At 57.2% G+C, this 19,123-nt stretch carries 15 protein-coding genes and 1 pseudogene; 11 read left to right on the plus strand and 5 right to left on the minus strand.

The window, feature by feature from the left end; genetic code table 11:
- Positions 1 to 49: 49 nt before the first annotated feature.
- The 7 genes and pseudogenes from ACZ1GS_RS01460 (at position 50) to ACZ1GS_RS01490 (ending at position 9,866) form a co-directional block, all read left to right on the plus strand.
- The gene (locus ACZ1GS_RS01460; RefSeq protein WP_472696726.1) at positions 50 to 760 is read left to right on the plus strand and encodes a CoA transferase subunit A; all 711 of its coding nucleotides are present in this window, start codon (positions 50 to 52) and stop codon (positions 758 to 760) included.
- Entirely contained in the window at positions 757 to 1,392 is a 636-nt protein-coding gene (locus tag ACZ1GS_RS01465) for a CoA transferase subunit B (RefSeq protein ID WP_472696727.1), read from the plus strand. The genes ACZ1GS_RS01460 and ACZ1GS_RS01465 overlap by 4 nt, the downstream gene beginning before the upstream one ends.
- A 381-nt stretch (positions 1,393 to 1,773) precedes the next feature.
- Positions 1,774 to 2,175 (plus strand): Ros/MucR family transcriptional regulator, encoded by a 402-nt coding sequence (locus tag ACZ1GS_RS01470; RefSeq protein WP_472696728.1) that lies wholly within the window; start codon positions 1,774 to 1,776, stop codon positions 2,173 to 2,175.
- A gap of 344 nt (positions 2,176 to 2,519) precedes the next feature.
- Entirely contained in the window at positions 2,520 to 5,654 is a 3,135-nt protein-coding gene (locus tag ACZ1GS_RS01475) for a TonB-dependent receptor domain-containing protein (protein ID WP_472696729.1), read from the plus strand.
- A 79-nt stretch (positions 5,655 to 5,733) separates the two neighbouring features.
- A pseudogene (locus ACZ1GS_RS01480) lies at positions 5,734 to 8,676 on the plus strand (glycoside hydrolase family 2 TIM barrel-domain containing protein); the annotation flags it as partial.
- A gap of 106 nt (positions 8,677 to 8,782) precedes the next feature.
- Positions 8,783 to 8,887: a hypothetical protein gene (locus tag ACZ1GS_RS01485; protein WP_472696730.1), complete on the plus strand. Its 105-nt coding sequence runs from the start codon at positions 8,783 to 8,785 to the stop codon at positions 8,885 to 8,887.
- Entirely contained in the window at positions 8,874 to 9,866 is a 993-nt protein-coding gene (locus tag ACZ1GS_RS01490) for an XdhC family protein (RefSeq protein WP_472696731.1), read from the plus strand. The genes ACZ1GS_RS01485 and ACZ1GS_RS01490 overlap by 14 nt, the downstream gene beginning before the upstream one ends.
- Positions 9,867 to 9,948: 82 nt before the next feature.
- On the opposite strand, the gene ACZ1GS_RS01495 is transcribed toward ACZ1GS_RS01490, so the two are convergent.
- From ACZ1GS_RS01495 to ACZ1GS_RS01515, 5 genes are all read right to left on the minus strand, one after another.
- Positions 9,949 to 10,293: a hypothetical protein gene (locus ACZ1GS_RS01495; RefSeq protein WP_472696732.1), complete on the minus strand. Its 345-nt coding sequence runs from the start codon at positions 10,291 to 10,293 to the stop codon at positions 9,949 to 9,951.
- Positions 10,294 to 10,363: 70 nt separating this feature from the next.
- Positions 10,364 to 10,618: a hypothetical protein gene (locus ACZ1GS_RS01500; protein WP_472696733.1), complete on the minus strand. Its 255-nt coding sequence runs from the start codon at positions 10,616 to 10,618 to the stop codon at positions 10,364 to 10,366.
- Between the two features lie 114 nt (positions 10,619 to 10,732).
- Positions 10,733 to 12,346, minus strand: coding sequence for a Gfo/Idh/MocA family protein (locus ACZ1GS_RS01505; RefSeq protein ID WP_472696734.1), 1,614 nt, complete (start codon positions 12,344 to 12,346; stop codon positions 10,733 to 10,735).
- 89 nt (positions 12,347 to 12,435) lie between these two features.
- The gene (locus ACZ1GS_RS01510; protein WP_472696735.1) at positions 12,436 to 13,215 is read right to left on the minus strand and encodes an SDR family oxidoreductase; all 780 of its coding nucleotides are present in this window, start codon (positions 13,213 to 13,215) and stop codon (positions 12,436 to 12,438) included.
- Positions 13,216 to 13,257: 42 nt separating this feature from the next.
- Positions 13,258 to 15,024, minus strand: coding sequence for a sodium:solute symporter family protein (locus tag ACZ1GS_RS01515; protein ID WP_472696736.1), 1,767 nt, complete (start codon positions 15,022 to 15,024; stop codon positions 13,258 to 13,260).
- A gap of 294 nt (positions 15,025 to 15,318) precedes the next feature.
- Between ACZ1GS_RS01515 and ACZ1GS_RS01520 the strand changes: the two genes are divergently transcribed.
- From ACZ1GS_RS01520 to ACZ1GS_RS01535, 4 genes are all read left to right on the plus strand, one after another.
- A complete protein-coding gene (locus ACZ1GS_RS01520) occupies positions 15,319 to 16,476 on the plus strand; it encodes a mandelate racemase/muconate lactonizing enzyme family protein (RefSeq protein ID WP_472696737.1) in 1,158 nt (385 codons plus the stop codon).
- Positions 16,473 to 16,994: a hypothetical protein gene (locus tag ACZ1GS_RS01525; protein WP_472696738.1), complete on the plus strand. Its 522-nt coding sequence runs from the start codon at positions 16,473 to 16,475 to the stop codon at positions 16,992 to 16,994. Before ACZ1GS_RS01520 ends, ACZ1GS_RS01525 begins: the two co-directional genes overlap by 4 nt.
- A 64-nt stretch (positions 16,995 to 17,058) precedes the next feature.
- A complete protein-coding gene (locus tag ACZ1GS_RS01530) occupies positions 17,059 to 17,826 on the plus strand; it encodes a creatininase family protein (protein ID WP_472696739.1) in 768 nt (255 codons plus the stop codon).
- A 160-nt stretch (positions 17,827 to 17,986) separates the two neighbouring features.
- The gene (locus tag ACZ1GS_RS01535) at positions 17,987 to 18,922 is read left to right on the plus strand and encodes a MurR/RpiR family transcriptional regulator (RefSeq protein ID WP_472696740.1); all 936 of its coding nucleotides are present in this window, start codon (positions 17,987 to 17,989) and stop codon (positions 18,920 to 18,922) included.
- The last annotated feature ends 201 nt before the right edge of the window (positions 18,923 to 19,123 follow it).

The raw sequence follows: 19,123 nt of genomic DNA on the forward strand, positions 1-19,123 counted from the left end.
TGTTCAAAGATGCGTTAGAGGTGCGGATAATATTGGCGAAGGGACCGCAATGAAGAAGATTTACCCCGATGCATCCGCTGCGCTGGACGGGCTGCTTTTTGATGGCATGCACCTGTGTGTGGGCGGCTTTGGTCTCTGTGGTATTCCCGAGCGCCTGATCGATGCGTTACAGGAAGCGGGCGTGAAAGAGCTGACCATCGCATCGAACAATGCCGGAATTGACAATCAAGGGCTCGGCAAGCTGTTGCGATCGCGACAGGTCAAAAAGATGATCTCCTCTTATGTCGGGGAGAATAAGGAGTTTGAGCGGCAATATCTGGCGGGCGAACTGGAAGTGGAATTCTGTCCCCAGGGCACTTTGGCGGAACGGTGCCGGGCGGGCGGCGCTGGTATTCCTGGGTTCTACACCAAGACCGGTGTCGGAACCCAAGTGGCCGAGGGCAAGGAGGTCAAGAATTTTGAGGGTCAGGACTATATTCTCGAGCACGGAATTTTTGCCGATGTGTGCCTGATCAAGGGATGGAAGGCGGACAAGGCCGGCAATCTGATATTCCGCAAGACCGCACGCAATTTCAACGCGCCGATGGCAACCGCCGGGAAAGTTTGCGTTGCGGAGGTTGAAGAGATTGTCGAGGTTGGCGAACTGGATCCCGATGCGGTGCACTTGCCCAGCATCTATGTCAAACGACTGATCTGCGGGGCGCCCTATGACAAGCAGATCGAATTTCGCATGACCCGCGAACGGGAGACCGCATCATGAGCTGGACCCGTGACCAAATGGCAGCGCGCGCTGCGCAAGAGCTGCAAGATGGCTATTATGTCAATCTGGGTATCGGCATTCCGACGCTCGTCGCCAATCATATCCCCGATGGCGTGGAGGTGACCCTGCAATCGGAAAACGGCATGCTCGGTATTGGCCCGTTCCCTTATGAAGAGGATATCGACGCGGACCTGATCAACGCCGGCAAGCAGACAATCAGCGAACTCTCGTCCTCAAGCTATTTTGGCAGCGCCGACAGCTTTGCGATGATCCGTGGCGGCCATATTGATCTGACCGTGCTGGGCGCGATGGAAGTGGCGCAAAATGGTGATATTGCCAACTGGATGATTCCGGGAAAGATGATCAAGGGCATGGGTGGCGCCATGGATCTGGTCGCCGGAGTGAAAAAAATCATCGTGGTGATGGACCACTGCGCCAAGGATGGCAGCCCCAAATTCATTCCCGCGTGCACCTTGCCGCTGACCGGGACCAATGTGGTCGATATGATCGTTACCGATCTTGCGGTTTTTCATCGCCCCGATCACGATAGCCCGTTCCGGTTAATCGAACTGGCCCCGGGCGTCAGCGCCGCCGAAGTGGCCGAGAAAACAACCGCCGAATATCAGGTCTAGCCCCGGACCCTTTTCATCCTTTCCGGAACGGAATAGCGGACGCCCAGCGCCATGCGGGCTCTCAGCGTTTCACGTTAGTGGAAAACAACGTGTCGGTGGCGCGGCGTGGCGGCTTTCCAGTGCCCGAAACCTGGATCTTCAGTAATATCCATTTTGGATATACTATGGGAATCAGCGACCGAACAACTAGACCTTCTCACTTTTCTGCTTGCAACTCTATTGTAAAAGACCGTCGAAATTCGGCGTAACAATATTATTTTCTCCTGATAAGCTTGATTTCTGCAGAATTATTTTCCATCAACAATTTATATCCATTTTGGACCTATTACGCAAAAGCAACATGAAATGCCGCTTTGGGCGCACAGATGAAAGCGAGATGAAATGTCGGACGGAACTGAGAATATGGATCAAACGTTGATCGCGCTGACATCACAAATTGTGGTCGCGCATGTGAACAACAACAGCGTTGCGGTGTCGGATCTTCCGCAACTGATCAACAGCGTCCACGGCGCTCTGTCAGGGCTGGCCAGTGAGGCGACAGCCGACGCTCCGCCCGAGCCGGCCGTGCCGATCAGCGAGTCGATCCAGCCGGACCATATTGTTTGTCTGGAAGACGGCAAGAAATTCAAAATGTTGAAACGTCATCTCATGACCCGGTATCAGATGACCCCCGAACAATATCGCGCAAAATGGAACCTGCCGCCCGATTATCCGATGGTATCGCCCAACTATTCCAAGGTCCGCAGCGGCCTGGCCACCAAGATCGGCTTGGGCCTCAAGTAAAACGTCCGATATGGCTCGACGACATTTTCGGTCGTGGCACGTACGAAAGTCGGATAGCCCTGTTCTGTGACCGGCAGCGGGCGCCGGCATTCCCGCGTTATGCGGTGACGTGAGACTGGCCATATCCGGGTGGAAAGTGGCTGAGCGAGCAAGAATTCACTTATTTTTCAATCCATTTAAGTAAATGCACAGTCGTGTACTCTATCTAACTTCACAGTGTTGTGTAATTAGTGTTGCTGATCAACGTCATACACTTTCTATTGTTACAAATGTTATCATATTCCATTGATCTATTGTACATAATATCATCTGGTTGCCCCTGTTACTAATCAGGGAGTCTAATCATGCGGACGATATTCTCGACGAAATTCTCACGCCAGTTCTTCGCCTCCACGGCGCTGGTCACTCTCGCTATCTCGGCCACCACAGCGCAGGCACAGGATGCGGCGGATGACGCGGCATCAGAACAGCAGGAAGAGGCCGACAGCGCTGATTCGGTCATTGTGGTTACCGGCACGCGCATTCAAAATCCGAATGTGTCATCTCCGGTGCCGATTACCAGCGTGGAAATTGACGATCTTATTGCCACCGGGAACGTGTCCCTGGGCGATGCTCTGAACGAACTGCCGGCTTTGCGCTCGACATTCAGTCAGGGCAATTCGACCCGTTTCATCGGGACCGCCGGTCTTAATCTCCTCGATCTGCGAGGTCTCGGCACGTTGCGCACGCTGGTTCTGGTCAATGGTCGCCGCCATGTGACCTCGGTGCCGGGTGATTTCCGGGTCGATACCAACACGATCCCGACCGACCTGGTCGAGCGGGTTGATATCGTCACCGGCGGCAACTCGGCAATTTACGGTGCCGATGCCGTTGCCGGGGTGGTCAACTTCGTGCTCAAGCGCGACTTTGAAGGTATCCGTTTTCGCGCCCAGAGCGGTCTGTCGGATGAAGGGGATCGCGCCTCGTCCTTTGCCAGTCTGACCATGGGGCAGAATTTCGGAGAAGGGCGCGGCAACGTGGCTATCGCGCTCGAATATGCCAAATCCGATCCGTTGTTCAATTCTGATCGCGACGAGATTACCGGCGCCTTTTCCGGCCGACCGCAATTCCAGATTGTCGAGGATCGGATCGGCGAACCCGACACCGGCAACGGCATACCCGACCGGAATTTCATTCGCGGTATCCGCAACAATAATATCTCCGATGGCGGGCTCTATACGTCGAGCTGTCCAACCGCCGTGGATGCTGCGGATCCGACCTTTGCGGCCGTGGAAGCGCGGCGTGCGGTCAATTGTACCGGCTTGTTTGCGGCGGGCGGCGGCAACGAGCTGGGCCGGACCTTTGTGTTCAATCCGAACGGGACACTGATCGCTAACCCGATTGTGACCGACCTGCGGCCCTTTGGCTCCGGCAATGCGGTCGGCGGACTCGGTTCCACCCTCAGGAATACCGGTCTATTGCAGGCAGGCTTGGAGCGCTATGCCGCCAATCTGCTCGCAAGCTACGAAATTTCCGAGGCATTTCGTCCGTTTATCGAAGCCAAATATGTCCGCATAGACGCGCTTCAGGAAGGCCAGCCGACATTTTTCAACAATACGTTCAGTGTCGATAATCCGTATCTCGACGCAGAGACGCGGGCCTTGCTGACCTCGAGCCTGGCGCCGGGTGCGACGCAGTTCCGCGCCTTCCGGTTCAACACCGATCTCGGTGCGCGGGGCGAGGAACATCGGCGGGAAACCTATCGGATCGTCGCGGGTATTGACGGCACGTTCAACGATGACTGGAAATATGAAATCGCTTTCAACTATGGCCGTCTCGACACATTTTACGAGACGCAAGGCAATGTTCTGCTCGCGGAATATTCCAATTCGATCAATGCGGTGCGGAACACGGCCGGGGAGATTGTCTGCGGAATCAATGCCGATGCCGATCCGACCAATGACGACCCGGCTTGTGCGCCAGCCAATTTGTTCGGCGTCGGCAATGTCTCGCAAGCGGCGCGGGACTATTTTGGCTTCACTTCGTCACGCGACGAGAAAGCCGAACAATATAGCGCAACCGCTTATGTCGCCGGTGATTTGTCGCAACTGTTCGAACTGCCGGGCGGTCCGGTGGGTTTCGTGCTGGGCGGTGAATATCGGCGGGACACCGCTTTCTCTAAATTTGACCCGGTCACCGAGAGCGGGGCAACTTTCCTGAACGCTATTTCGGAATTCGATCCCCCGGCAGCCGAAGTCTGGGAAGCCTATGGCGAGCTCAATCTGCCGATTCTCGCTGACGTGCCCTGGGCGGAGGAATTGACCTTCCAGGCTGCGGGCCGGGTATCCGACTATAACAGTGCGGTCGGGACGGTCTTTGCCTATAATCTGTCCGGCACTTACGCACCGACCCGCGATATCCGTTTCCGGGTAGGCTATGCGGAATCAGTGCGAGCGCCGACGTTAAGCGACCAGTTTGATGCCGGGTCGCAGACCTTCGTCAACGGGCTCACCGATCCGTGTAGCGCGGAAAATATTGCCAACAACCCCAACCGCGCCAGCAATTGTGCCGCTGATCCCAACGTGCCGCAGTTCAATCCGGACGGGGTGACGCCGTTCACCAACCTGCCCAATTCCGGTGTCCGGGGTATCAATGCCGGTAATCCGGATATCACAGAGGAAACCGGCGAGAGCTTGACGATTGGAGCCGTGTATCAGCCCAGCTATGCTCCCGGACTGACGATTGCGGTAGATTATTATGATATCACGGTGAAAGATGTCATCTTCACGCTCAACGGGCAGACGATTATCGACCAATGTTATGATAATCCGGGCGGGATCGATAATCCGTTCTGCGCTGCGATCAACCGCCGGCCGGATGGAACCTTTTTTGGTCAATCCGACCGCCGGATCGGCGCTGATATCATCAGCCTGCCGGTCATCGGTGACTCGTTCCGCGCCGGCTCTTTCAACTTTGCCCGTCTGGAGACGTCCGGTGTCGATCTGGACATGTCCTATACCGGCGAGATATTCGACGGCGTTCAGCTGAACACCCGTTTGTTGCTGAGCTATCTCATCAAACGCAATGCGTTTACCGATATCACCCAGCCGGATTTCGCCGATCGGGCGAAAAGCGAACTGGGTGATCCGGCCTGGACCGGGACATTCCGGGTCGGACTGGATTTCGGTGATTTCGATTTCAGCTACGACCTGCGCTATATTGGCAAGCAGACCACGGCGCCGGAATATGAAACGCAAAATGCGTTTAACGGCGACCCGGCCCGCGATCCCGATGCCTATCCGTTCGTTTTCTATCCCGATGTCTTTTATCATGATATCCGCATCGGCCTGGATGTGAACGAGAAGTTCCGCTTCTATGCTGGCGTTGACAATCTGTTCGACCGGCTCCCGCCGTTCGGATTGACCGGGACGGGTCAAGGCAGCGGGATTTTCCCGAATACCGGACGCTTTTTCTACGCCGGGGTTGAAGTAGGCCTCTAAAAGGGTTCCATCACAGCCAAGGACGAAAAATCATATTTAACGTCTATCATGGCCCGCATTATCGTGCATGATGCGGGCCATGATTGCATTGACCATAGACCAGATCTTGCAGCCGGAGCTGACCGAGATCAACCGGCTGCCGATCCGTCCTCCGCTGCGGCCGGAACAGCCAGGCGCTGGCCAGCATCCGGATGAGGTTATCAGCGAAACGCGATTGTCGCTGGATGGAGAGTGGCAGTTTCTGCTGGCCGACCGTCCGGAGGCGGCACCGAACGGGTGGCATGATCGCGCCTTTGATGCGAGCGAATGGCGCGCGATCACCGTCCCCGGCGTCTGGACTTTGCAGGCTACGGGTGATGAACCGATTTACAGCAATTTCCGGATGCCGTTCGGAGACCCGCATGAGCCCCCCGCTGTGCCAGCGGATAATCCGACGGGCCTGTATCGCACCGAATTCCCCTTTGACTCCCATTGGGCGGACCGTGACGTCATCCTGCATGTCGGCGGCTTTGAGAGCGTGGCGCTGATCTGGTGCAATGATCGCTTTATCGGCATGGGCAATGACAGTCGCCTGCCGTCCGAATATGATCTGACCGCGGCGCTGGTCGAAGGCCAGAATCAACTGGCGATCATGGTCATCAAATGGTCGGATGCCAGCTGGATCGAGGATCAGGATCATTGGCGCCATGGCGGATTGCATCGCTCGGTCTTTCTCGAATCCCGGGCCCGGACGCGGATTGATGATCTGGTGGTGGTGGCCGATTATGAAGCCGCGGACGGATCGGGAAGCTTGTCCGTTCGCACGCGGGTCACCGGGCCATCAGAGAACTGGTCGGTTGCGGGTTGGCTCGAAGATGGGGGCGGGCGGAAAATTCTCGATCTCTCTCGTGCATGTGTTGCCCAATTTCCGCATGACGGCACGTTGATGGAGCAGTTGACCACGTCGATTGACTATGGCGGGCATGAAGCAGAACTCAGCGGTTCGGTGCAGTCCGTTCAGCCATGGTCGGCCGAACAGCCGACCCGTTATCGGCTGTGCCTGACGCTGCAAGACGCGGCCGACACAATTACCGAAACGCATCGTCAGTGGGTCGGCTTCAGACGCTCCGAGATCCGCGACCGGCGGCTTTTGATCAATGGTGAGCCGGTGATCATTATCGGCGTCAATCGCCACGATCACCACCCGGTCAACGGCAAGACCGTTAGCCTGGAGGACATGCGCGCGGATCTGGTGGCGATGAAGCGCCACAATATCAATGCGGTGCGGACCGCCCATTATCCGAATGACCATCGCCTGCTCGATCTTGCGGATGAACTCGGCCTGTATGTTGTCGATGAAGCCAATGTCGAATGCCATGCACGGGCCAAGGCGGTATCGAATGATCCGCGCTATCAGAAAGCGATTGTCGATCGCACCCGCCGGATGATCATGCGGGATCGCAATCACCCGTGTATTATCGGCTGGTCGCTGGGCAATGAAGCCGGCCATGGTCCGGCCCATGATGCGGCCGCCGCTCTCGCGCGGCGGCTCGATCCCACGCGGTTCGTCCAATATGAAGGCGCCGTTGCCGACCGGTTCATCAGCTTCTGGAGCGACCCGTCCAGCCTGTCCCGGCAGGCACCGGACCGATCGGAGCGGGTGACCACCGACGTCGTGTGCCCGATGTATCCACCGCTCGATCTGATCGTCAGCTGGGCGCGCTGGGCCGAGGACAGCCAAGCAGATGATCGTCCACTGATCATGTGCGAATATTCCCATGCGATGGGCAATAGCAACGGATCGCTGACCGATTATGTCGATGCCTTTTATGCAGAGCCTGCGCTTGGTGGCGGCTTTGTCTGGGAGTGGCAGGATCATGGTCTTGCGAAGACCGATGACGAGGGCCGTTTCTATTGGGCCTATGGTGGCCATTTTGGTGAACAGCGGCATGATGGCAATTTCTGCTGTGACGGGCTCGTCGGCCCCGATCGGACGCCGCATCCGGGTTTGCGGGAATATATGTGGGCCGCCCGCCCCGTGGTGGTTGCGCAAACCGGAGACGGTCGCTTCACCGTCACCAACCGCAGGCATTTTTCGGGCACGGATGATCTGCTGCTGCGCTGGTCGGTGCAAGCCGATGGCGACACCGTCGAATCCGGTGAAATGGATGTCGCGGTGGCCGCGCAGCACAGCGCTGCGCTGGTCGTGCCTTATCAGACAGAATGGGGGCCGGACGCGGAGATGCATCTGACCACGGAATGGGTGCTCAAAGCAGATAGCGCCTGGGCGGATGCCGGTCATCGCGTGGCCTGGGACCAATTGCCCTTGTCCGCGCCGCCCGCTCGCCCGGCCGCTTCGGCCATATCATCTGATATCGGGGTCCTCCAGGACAGGGCGGTGCAGGTTCGCTGCGACCGCTTTGGCGTGGATGTGGATGGTCAGGGGCGGATTGAACGGGTGATGCTCGACGGCAAGCCAATCATCGATGGTGACGTCACCGCCGCGTTCTGGCGGGCGCCAATCGACAATGACGGGGTGCAGACGCTGGCCGGCGATATCATGCCGAGCTGTCTCGCCGACTGGTTCGCCCATGGATTTGATCGGTTGGCGCTGGAGTCATCGACGGTAAAATATGACGATCAGCCAAACCGGAAGGCTCTCTTGCTGGAGCGGATCTGGTCTGCCGGACTGGGACCGAAGGCAATTCACCGATCCCGCTGGGACATCACCGAAAATGGCTTGGCGGTGGATGAGGAGCTGATCATTCCTGACCAGTGGACGGATATGCCCCGTGTCGGGATCCGTTTTGCCGTGCCAGCCGGTTTTGAACAGCTGGAATGGATCGGCTTGGGTCCGGATGAAAGCTATGCCGACCGCTATCAGGCGCAGCTGATGGGGCGCTGGGCGTCCACGGTAAATGCGCAATATCATCCTTATTGTTTCCCGCAGGAACATGGCGCGCATCATGCGACCCGACGCTTCAGCCTGCGCGACAACGATGGCCGGGGGTTCGTGATTGACTTGCCCCGGCCGCTCAGTTTCTCGGCACGCCATCATCATGATGCGGATCTGACGGCTGCAACAACGCTGGCTGATCTTGTCCGACAGGATTCTGACCGAAGTGCATATCGACGCGGCGCTGCGCGGGGTGGGGACCGGTGCTTGCGGGCCGGATGCGCTGCCGCCCTATCGGGTTGGACCAGGCGCCTATCGCTTTTCCTGGCTGTTGCAAGCGGTCGATGCTGATGGATAACCGGCGGATCTTTGAATTTCTGCACCACCGCCTCGGACAGGGGCAAGATTGCGTGCTGATCACCGTTGTTGCTGTCGAAGGGTCGTCGATGCGCAACCCTGGTGCCCATATGGCGGTTGGCGCGGATGGTCATTTTCGCGGGTCCTTGTCTGGCGGCTGCATTGAAAATGCGGTGGTTGCGGAAGCGCAAGCCGCGCTGGCGGAAGGCCGGCCCAGGATCACCCGCTTTGGATCCGGATCACCTTATATGGACATCCGATTACCTTGCGGCGGTGGTCTTGACGTGCATTTTCAGCCGTTGACCGGATCGGACAAGGCGATCGAACCCGTGGCCGCTTGCGTCGATTCCATTCACCGGCGTCTGCCATTCTCCCTACGCTTGCCGATGGCGAAGGGGGTTGCAACCTTTCTGCCTGAATGGCGAGAAACGGCGCTGGATCCGGCCAGCGGGACGATTCATGTCGGTCATTGGCCCGTGCCAAAACTGGTGGTTGTCGGCCATGGCGCCGCGGTTCCGGCCTTGTGTCGATTGGGCAGGACAATGGATATGGATATTGATGTCCTGACCTCTGACCAGCGGGTGCTCGACGATCTGGAAGACGAGCGGATTGTCGCCCGATTGTTACGCACACCGCAGGATATTCGAGGCTTAGCCGGCGATCCGTGGACGGCTTTCATTTTTCTCTTTCACGACCATGATTGGGAAGGCCCGCTCATGGCGGCGGCTCTGCACCAGGCGCATTTCTATTGCGGAGCGATGGGCGGCAGAACCGCGCATCAGCACCGCCTGGAAAAATTGGCAACGCTGCACATATCGACGGCCCAAGCGCAGAGCATCAAGGCGCCCATCGGATTGTTTCATTCGAGCAGAGACCCGGAAAGTCTTGCACTTTCAACCCTGGCCGAGGTTGTCGCGGCCTATCATGAGGCGGATTTCCGGGCATCGGCGATCGCGTCGCCGCGGACAAAATCCGACTAAAGTCTAATTGCTGCATCACCCGGTATAGTTTTACAAGGCAACGAGTTAATTATGTTACATTGTGAGGCGAAAACGGTTCTGGTTATTGCCAAACCGAAAAAGCATGGATGTTTGGACACGCGCGAAAACGCCGCGCCAAACCAATTGCCGCCTCATCGGATGACAACGGGATGCAAATATGCTTTTTGGCTTGGACGGTCTCATATTTTACGGGCTCACTTCGGTCTTTTCGGTGCCCGTGGCGGCGCCAGCTCAAGCTCCAGCCGCTGTCCAACGCGCCAATAGGACCGGCCCTAACATCGGCGCCCCCCATATTGGCGCCCCCCATATTGGCGATCGCCAAATTAATGCCGATCCGCGATTCAATGTCGGTGCGCGCGGGATCCTCACCGTCCTGCCACGGGCAGTGAACAGAGCGGCGGTCCACTCATCTTTCCGCGTTGGACAAATCCCTGACCGGAAGGGGGCGAGAGTCAATGCTGACGGTAGTGCCACACTCACTGCAACGCGGGTCGCTCTTGCCGTTCTCGCAATTGCGAGAACGGCAAGAATGTCAGCATTGGCTTCTCATCCCGGGCGACTGGCACGCCGGACCCGGAGGCGATGATTTCCGATATGGCTTCTCTTTTATCGAGTTCAATCCTCACCGCACGCGGATTGAAGATTGGCGGCAATGTAGATCCGACAGCGGAGAGTATATCGCTGGCGGGGACGATTGTCGCCAATTCGGCTTCGGCTCGAAACCAGCACATGTGTCGCCCGACTGCCCGATGCCCGGATTGGAATGCTCTCAAGGAATTGGGTTCCTCCGTTGCGCATTGAGTGGCCTGATGTTCGCTTCTGATATGCCGCCAGAGCCCTTCTTTTCAGGCGGCTTGTCCGGTTGATCTTCCGGTTCCGGTTTTGGACCATTTTTGTTGACCGGTGATCTTTTTGCGATGAGCGATCCGTTTTTCAGTCTCGAACCTCTTCCCGGTGGGGTTCGTCACGCACCGGCAGGCCCCCCCGTCTGCCGGTGCATTCTTTTCAATAATCGGTTTGCGGGCCCTGTCGATCTGCGGATGATCGGGCGGGCATTTTTCGTTCTTACAGGCTGATTTCCAGCGGCTTTCTTGATTTCCACTCCCCCGGGTGAAGTCAGGAAAGTCTCTTGATGCGCTCCGGTTGCTGACCGATTGCGCGCTGAGATCAATGACCACCGACCAGGCTGCCGCATCATAAACATCTTGGTCGAGAGGCAATCCGTTGCGCAAACAATAGACGATGCGCCACAGCATCACGAAATCCAGCCCGCCATGCTCCTCTTGTTCCGCCGTCAGGGACAGCAGCTTCGTCCAGATCGGGTGATCATAGGCGCGATACCATTCAGCCATATCCTGATCCCAATGATGAAACCCATCGATCGCTTCGGGCGCAAGCGGGTTGTTTTCCAGAGCAATCCGGTTGGGATAGCCTGAAAACACGCCATTGGTGCCCTGGATCAGATTATGTCTGGTATAGGGCCGAGGCGTGGTGGTGTCATATTGCAACATGATCGTCCGGCCACGGACGGTGCGAATGATGCTGGTGTTGATATCACCGCAAATCGGTTCCAATGTCTTGTGCGGATTGGCGTCGTGCAATTCGCGGGCGGCATATTGGGCGCGGCCAAGCGCGGCCGAGCTCATCGAGCTGATATAGTCGAACCGATCGCCGCGGTTGATATCCATATATTGCGCAATTGGTCCCAGTCCGTGGGTCGGATAGAGGTTGGCATTGCGTTTGCTGTGCCACTCGGTACGCCAGGATCCGGTGCCGGAATCAACATCCTTCATTTGCCAGCGCAGGTCATGGATATAGGCTGCTTCACCGTGGAGCAGCGTGCCGATGACGTCCGCCCGGACCATGTTCAGAGCCATCATTTCTTCGCGCCCGTAGCAGATATTTTCCAGCATCATGCAATTGACCTGATGCCGTTCGGCGGCTTCCACCAGCTGCCAGCATTCATCGCTGTCGAGCGCGGCGGGTACCTCCACAAAAGTCTGAACGCCAGCCGCCATGGCGGCCAGTGCCATCGGCACGTGCCAGCGCCAGGGTGTTGCGATAATCACCGCGTCCAGTTCAGCGGATTCGAGCATGGTGCGAAACGCGGTTGGACTCTCTCCATAAAGAGCGGGTTTCTGGCGGTGATCATCCGGATCAGCGGCGGCCACCAGCGCTTGGGCACCGGCCGCCAAGGCCTGGTCGTCAATATCGCACAGCGCGACTATATCCGCACCATCCACCCCGATCAGCAGGTCGAGCAGCTTTTTCCCCCGCCGACCAACGCCAATCACCCCGAATCTGACGCGGTCCAGTTTGGGAATGACCAGACCGGCAACCGATGATCCGCGGCGGGCGATGATCTCTCCGCTGGTGTCAGCGATCGGGCGGGCGAGGGCGACATTGGCAGCACCCGCCAGCGACAGCGAAAGAAACGTGCGACGATTGGTAGTGATCATGAGACTGTCCTTTGGCCGATCCTGTGACCGGAAAACACGCGCCAGGGCCGGTCGGCGGCGAAGGAAGGGGGAGATCGATCGGGCGCATGCTAAAGCGGCTTTCCGCAAAAGCCCGAGGCGACAGGATCCTGACCGGCGATCAGACCGCCATCGACCGGGATGATGGCACCGTTCAGACTGCTCGGGGCCTTGGTCAGCAGGAATGCAACCAGATCGGCTATGTCGGTCGGTTCGGAAACCCGGCGGGACGGATACCATTGCATCGCCTCTGCGATAATGTCCGGTTTCTGCAGGGCCCGCTGAGCCCAGGCCTTGGTGTTGACAGTGCCCGGGCAGATCGCGTTGGCGCGGATATTATGCTGTCCGAGTTCCACTGCCGCGAAACGGGTGAGATGGATCAAGCCGGCCTTGGCCACGCTATATCCGGGATGACCAAAAATGCCGAGCCCGTTGGCAGAGGCGATGTTGATAATCGCGCCCTTGGCATTGTCGATCATGATCGGCATGACCGCCTTGATGCACCGCCAGGCCCCGGTCAGATTCAACGCGATGTCGTGGGTCCATTGGTCTTCCGAAGTCGTTTTCAGATTATGGGCCGAAATCGCGCCGGCATTGTTGATCAGCGCCGTGACATCACCCAGTTGCCGGGCGATAGTAGCGAAGGCCTTGTCGACCGACTGCGGATCGCACACATCCAGTTCCATGGCATGATATCGGTCCGGATCCGCCAACTGACGGCGGCGATCGTGCAAACCGGCAATGTCAATATCGGTAGCCGCGACATGAAAGCCACTGGCGAGCAATTGGCAGGCGATTGCATGTCCGATATCGCCGGCAGCACCGGTGATCGCGGCAATTGATCTGGTCATCGCGCTTCCCTCCCTTGGTTTCGTGATCGGCGCGCCACAGGCTCAGCGGTCAAGGCGCTGCCAGCATCGGTAACACAGGTATCCGCAAGATATTCCGACGATCGCGAACAATCCTGCCCAGGCAAAATAGCCCATGATCAGCAGTCCGGTTCCGATCAGAAAGCTGTAAATTGCGGCACAGGAATATAGCACATTCAACAAGGCATACCGAGTGGTCATGTCGCCCCAGCGGCCAATAATCTGATCGGAATTCTGCCGTTTGGTCCGGTTCCATCCCGGACCTGGTGGCCGCACCTGATTGTAAAAGCGCACCAGCGTGCGCGCGTCGGTCCGTGGCGTGATCAATGTGACGATGATCCAGCCGGCGGTCGTAATGGCAACCGCCAGACAGAGTTTTTCCCAACTTTCCAGATCGGGGAAATCACCGGTTTGCAAGGCAAGGCTGGCGAGAAACGAAATGACCATGGCGGAAATCTCGCTCCACACGTTGATGCGATCCCAGTACCAGCGCAACAGAAAGAGCAGACCGGTTCCCGCGCCGATCGACAGCAGGATATTGAAGGCCTGCAGCGCGTTGCTGAGCTGCAGCGCCAGAAAGCTGGCGAGGACCATCAGCGCCGCCATGATGATCCGGCCAAACCGGATCAGCTCTTTCTCGGACGCGTCGGGCTTGATGAAACGGCGATAAATATCGTTGGAGAAATAGGAAGAGGCGAGGTTCAGGCTGGTCGAAATGGTCGACATATAGGCGGCGAGCAACGACGCCATGACAAGACCAAGCCAACCGGCGGGCAAAAATGTCAGCATCGCCGGATAGGAGAGATCGTGACCGATGACATGGTCATCCACGTCAGGAAAGGCGGCCCGCAGGCTGTCGAGGTCGGGGAAGATGATGAGCGATGCCAGCGCCACCAATATCCAGGGCCAGGGCCGAACGGCAAAATGGACGAAATTGAAAAACAGCACCGCGCCGAGGGCATGATCCTGGCTTTTGGCCGCCAGCATGCGCTGGGCGACATAACCGCCGCCGCCGGGTTCTGCCCCGGGATACCAGACGCTCCACCACTGCACCAGCAACGGCACCAGAAACAGCGGTACAAATGCATTGAGGTTGCCCGGGCTGGGCAGGATAGCTGATTTGGACTGGACGACGTCATTTTCGAATAGTTTTTCCAGCCCGCCGACACTGGGGTGATTGACCGCAAAATAGGCCGCGGCGATCGCGCCGATCATCGCGAACAGAAACAGAAAGAGGTCGGTATAGATGACCCCGCGCAGGCCCCCGATAATCGAGAACAGCAAGGTTGTGCTGCCGGCGATCAGGACGATCAGAGCGGGAGACAGACCCAGTAATATCGAACCGAATTTGATCGCCGCCAATGTCACTGCCGCCATGATCAGGACATTGAAGATCAAGCCCAGATAGACCGCCCGGAATATGCGCAGAAAAGCCGCCCAGCGGCCGCTATAGCGCAGCTCGTAAAAGCCAATGTCGGTCTCGACGCCGGACCGATGCCACAGCTTGGCGAAAAAAAAGGTCGTGACCATCCCGGTGACCAGAAACGCCCACCAAGTCCAGTTGCCCGAAACGCCGTGCGTCCGGGTAATGTCGGCCACCAGATTGGGCGTATCGGTGGAAAAGGTTGTCGCCACCATGGACAGGCCCAGCAGCCACCATCGCATGGATCGCCCGGACAGGAAAAACTCGCTCGACGACCGGGCAGACTGTCTGCTGACAATCAGGCTGATCATTATCGAGATGAGCAGGACGGACGCAATTATCGTCCAGTCCAGAGCAGTCAGCAGCATGAGAAACCTCTCATTATCTAACAAAATTACATATAGCACCGAATTCAGGCCGCGAGCAAGATTCGAATTCCATTACATTGATGTGCAAGGTAAATTTTCGTAGATGACAGAGAATAGTACATAAAAACAATGGATTAAAAGGAATCAAATGCCCTTCTTCGTCATGATCCGACGATCGGCGGATAGTCCCTGTTGCTCCGTTTGCCGCATAATGTCGAAAATTGCGTTGCAAAAATACATGCTACGTGCATTTATATGAAACAAAATTAGACATTCGTCTTAGATGGAGTCGCTATGTGGTCGCATTCTCAGAATCCGCTTGTGATCGAAGCGTTGCGCTTTGATGCGGTGATTGTGCCCGCTCATGAGGGCGCGATTGATTCTGATGATTTGCATAAGCCCCTGCATATGCTGCCTTCCCAGGGCAAGGATGGCTGGAGCATGCAATTTGACGTCCTGCCCAAGCTCATCCTGCGCTTGCGCCTGTCCAACGGGATTGAGGGACTAGGGGAATTTTACCGGGATCATGACGCCCAGACCATTTATCACATCGCCGGAGACCTGATCGGTCGTGATCTGCATCAGCTGTCGCTCCAGAATTTGCCGATTCCGCTGTGCCGCGAATATGATGGCTTCGAATGTGCCATTTGGGATGCCTATGCCAAGTCCCTGAACATTCCCCTGCATGTCCTGCTTGGCGGCAAGGTCCGGGATTCCGTCCGGGTTGGTTCGTGGTCCAGCCATCGCAAAGTGGAAGAGGTCGGTCCGCTGGCTGCCCGCTTTGCCAGTCAGGGCTATGGCTGCATAAAGTTCAAATGTGATCTCGAGGATGATGTCGTCCGATGGTGCGCCGCGATCAAGCAGGCGGCGCCCGACATGCTGGTTATCCTCGATCCCAATCAACGGTGGGGCAATGCCGGCGAAGCCCGCCGCTTGCTCAAGAAACTGTCGGAAATCGGTAATATTCTGGCGATCGAAGACCCGCTGCCGAAATGGATGTGGCAGGACTATGGGCGGCTTCGGCACTTTTCCGATATCCGGATTGTCCAGCATATCTCGCTTCCCTATGTGTCGCAGGGACAACGCGTGCATGATACGATAAACTGCCTGACCCACGGCAGCGTCGACGGGTTCAATGTCAATGGCGGATTGTCCAAGTTTCGTCAGATCGACAGCATTGTGAACGCGCACGGCCTTTATTGTTGGCACGGTTCGGAAATTGATCTCGGCGTGCTCGAGGCGCTCTATCTGCATCAGAGCGTGGCGGCGCAAAGCTGCGTTTGGCCGAGCGACATTTTCGGGCGGATGATTCGGTCCCATGATCTGCTCGAAACGCCCATCCGGATTGACCCGCCCTTCGCCCATCTTCCCGACAATGGTCCAGGCCTCGGGGTTGTGCTGGATGAAGCCGCGGTGGAGAAACATCGGGTCGAGCATTTCGAGTTTGAATGATGAGCACCGAACCCTCTTATGATCGCAATCCGTTTGCCGATGCCGATGATGGCGATCGCGCGCAGCTGTGGAATATGCTGGTCCGCAGAGATATTGACGCCTTTGTGCAGGCCGATTGGGATCGCGTGGCCGGAGATTTCATTGCCAGCGGCTTTTTTGGCGTTTCGGGGGAGGCCAATCCCACGAGCCCAACCACGACCACAAACCCGGCCGGCTGGACGCCTGCCTTTCCCGATTTGCCCGCTTATCAGGTCGAGTGGTTGCGCCAGGCCCGGGACGTGCAGCAACGGACGGACCCTGAGACCGTTCGTGCAGCCTTGTTTCACGCCAGTGCGCTGCGGGCTATTGCGATCCAGGATTCTCTGGCGGTTGTGCAAAAATATTTTGACGGCCATTTGCCGTTGGCCAATGGACAGCGAGAGCGGCTGCATTGGCGAACGGTCTATTTTTGTCGCAGGATCGATGGCGCCTGGAAAATCGCTGCTTTCATCGGTTATCTGGACCATGAGGCTGGATGAATGGCTTTCGGCACGCGCGCTTTCTGTCAGAATATAGAGGTTCCTGTCTCGGTGGAGCGACTCGATGTACTGGGCTGATCTGACCAGCAGCGCGCTCGATGCGCTGGATCCCACGATTCCGGTGGTTCTCAATCTGGCCGCGATCGAACAGCATGGCCCCGGTCTGCCGCTCGACACGGACAGTCTGATCGGCCGCGAATTTCTGAATATGGCGAATCAACGGGCGGACGAAGCGTTGCTGATCTTGCCCCAGCTGGCGGTCGGGTGCTCGGCGCATCATATGGATTTTCCCGGAACCCTGACCGTTTCGCATGAAAGCCTCCGGGCCTATGTCAGCGATATTGCCGGATCGGTTTTTCGTCACGGATTTCACAATTTGGTGCTGTTCAACAGCCATGGCGGCAATTTGGCGATTGGACAGGTTCTGCTCGAGCAGCTGGGCAGCGCTTATCCAGCGCATAATATTTTTCTTCTCACATGGTGGCAGATTGTGGCCGATCAACTCGCCGTGGTTCAGCAATCCGGTTTCGGGGGCGTTGGTCATGCCTGTGAATTTGAAACTTCTCTTGTCGCCTATTTCCGTCCCGACCTGGTCCGGAAGGAGGATATCGTTGCGGCTGCGCCAACGCCGACATTTCTGTGGGCAGAAGCGGACATGCTCCATGCGCCCCAGGGCACCTATTACCGTTCTGTCCGTGCCATGTCGGGCGGCACCGGAATTGTCGGGGCGCCGCAATTTGCGTCTTCCGAAAAGGGAGCAGACATCACGGATATTGTGGTTTCGCGGTTGATCGAGATGCTGCGCGATATCCGATCCAGGTCACCGCAATAGCCACCACATAGTTGTAAAGAAGTTACAGCATTGATGCTTGATATTGTCCGGCGGTTGGTACAGCATAAGCTCCTGTTTTCCGGTGTACAAAAGGCGCAGATGAAATTGCGCTACATCTGACATGTCCATTTTTCGTTCTTTACAGGATAGGTGAGAGTTGATGAAGAGCAGCAAGGCCAGTGCGATCGGATCGCGGCTTGGGGTGGTCATGAAGGTGCAATCGCATCTCGACACGTTGAGCCAGGCGGAACATAAAATCGGTCAGTTGCTGCTCAAGGACCCGCAACGATTTTCGCAGATGAATGTCCGCGATATTGCAAAGAAGGTGAAGATCAGCGAGCCGACGGTCATCCGCTTTTGCCGCAATGTCGGCTATGACGGATTCAAGGATCTCAAATTTCAACTGATCCAGGACATGGCGGTCCTGCAAGCCAATATCGACGCGCAAACGGCGGGCGAGAAGAATTCGCAGATTAATACGAGCGAAGGCGAAGATAGCGTCAACACGCTCAAACATACCTATTTATGTGCTGTGGACGCGCTGGACAGCGCCATGTCCTCGATCGACGCCGGCGAGATTTCCGCCTCGGCCAAGCAAATCGCCAAAGCCAAGCAGGTCGCGATATATGGACTGGGCGGCAGCTCCTCTGTCATGGCGATGGAAATGCATAACCGCCTGTTCCGGCTGGGGATTACCAGTGTGCCCTATACGGACAGCTATATGCAACGCATGTCAGCCGCAACCTTGGACAAGGGCGATGTGGCTCTGTTCCTATCCTCCACAGGCCGGCCACGCGCCTTGCTCGATAGCGTGGAACTGGCCAAATATTACGGCGCATTCTGCATCGGGATCGCCCCGCGAAACAGCGCGCTGGCCAAGGATATGGATGTCTGCCTGCATGTCGAATTGTCGCAGTCCGGTGTGTACCAGTTTCAGCCCAATCCGATGCGCTTTGCCCAATTGCTGACGATCGATGCGCTGGCCTTCAAGGTCGCGGTGGAGCGCGGGGAGGCGGCTGCGGAACAACTGAAACGCACGCGGGCCAGCGTTGCCACGCTGCACGGGATTTTGCCGCAGCAGCCTATCGGAGACTGACGCATTGAGAACTGAAGCACGGGCGCGCTGCGGCTTCCCGTCTGCCGGCCAATAACGGATCGCAAACGTCTTGCGCCGTCCGCCACGGGGCGGGTTGGCGGTTTGCGGAAATAAAAAATATAACATAATTAGATAGTAATGTAGCAAGCTTAGATTTGTGCTGGACTTTTCGGCACCTTCTGATCACAAAGTTGCGGGGGA

The organism is Parasphingorhabdus sp. W113, assembly GCF_055693205.1.

Excerpts from the sequence above, each read along its gene's own strand:
- ACZ1GS_RS01530 (WP_472696739.1), top strand. The coding sequence starts at position 17,059 with ATGTACTGGGCTGATCTGACCAGCAGCGCGCTCGATGCGCTGGATCCC.
- ACZ1GS_RS01470 (WP_472696728.1), top strand. The coding sequence starts at position 1,774 with ATGTCGGACGGAACTGAGAATATGGATCAAACGTTGATCGCGCTGACA.
- ACZ1GS_RS01525 (WP_472696738.1), top strand. The coding sequence starts at position 16,473 with ATGATGAGCACCGAACCCTCTTATGATCGCAATCCGTTTGCCGATGCC.
- ACZ1GS_RS01465 (WP_472696727.1), top strand. The coding sequence starts at position 757 with ATGAGCTGGACCCGTGACCAAATGGCAGCGCGCGCTGCGCAAGAGCTG.
- ACZ1GS_RS01515 (WP_472696736.1), bottom strand. The coding sequence starts at position 15,024 with ATGCTGCTGACTGCTCTGGACTGGACGATAATTGCGTCCGTCCTGCTC.
- ACZ1GS_RS01535 (WP_472696740.1), top strand. The coding sequence starts at position 17,987 with ATGAAGAGCAGCAAGGCCAGTGCGATCGGATCGCGGCTTGGGGTGGTC.
- ACZ1GS_RS01500 (WP_472696733.1), bottom strand. The coding sequence starts at position 10,618 with ATGTGCTGGTTTCGAGCCGAAGCCGAATTGGCGACAATCGTCCCCGCC.
- ACZ1GS_RS01510 (WP_472696735.1), bottom strand. The coding sequence starts at position 13,215 with ATGACCAGATCAATTGCCGCGATCACCGGTGCTGCCGGCGATATCGGA.
- ACZ1GS_RS01460 (WP_472696726.1), top strand. The coding sequence starts at position 50 with ATGAAGAAGATTTACCCCGATGCATCCGCTGCGCTGGACGGGCTGCTT.
- ACZ1GS_RS01520 (WP_472696737.1), top strand. The coding sequence starts at position 15,319 with ATGTGGTCGCATTCTCAGAATCCGCTTGTGATCGAAGCGTTGCGCTTT.
- ACZ1GS_RS01505 (WP_472696734.1), bottom strand. The coding sequence starts at position 12,346 with ATGATCACTACCAATCGTCGCACGTTTCTTTCGCTGTCGCTGGCGGGT.
- ACZ1GS_RS01475 (WP_472696729.1), top strand. The coding sequence starts at position 2,520 with ATGCGGACGATATTCTCGACGAAATTCTCACGCCAGTTCTTCGCCTCC.
- ACZ1GS_RS01490 (WP_472696731.1), top strand. The coding sequence starts at position 8,874 with ATGCTGATGGATAACCGGCGGATCTTTGAATTTCTGCACCACCGCCTC.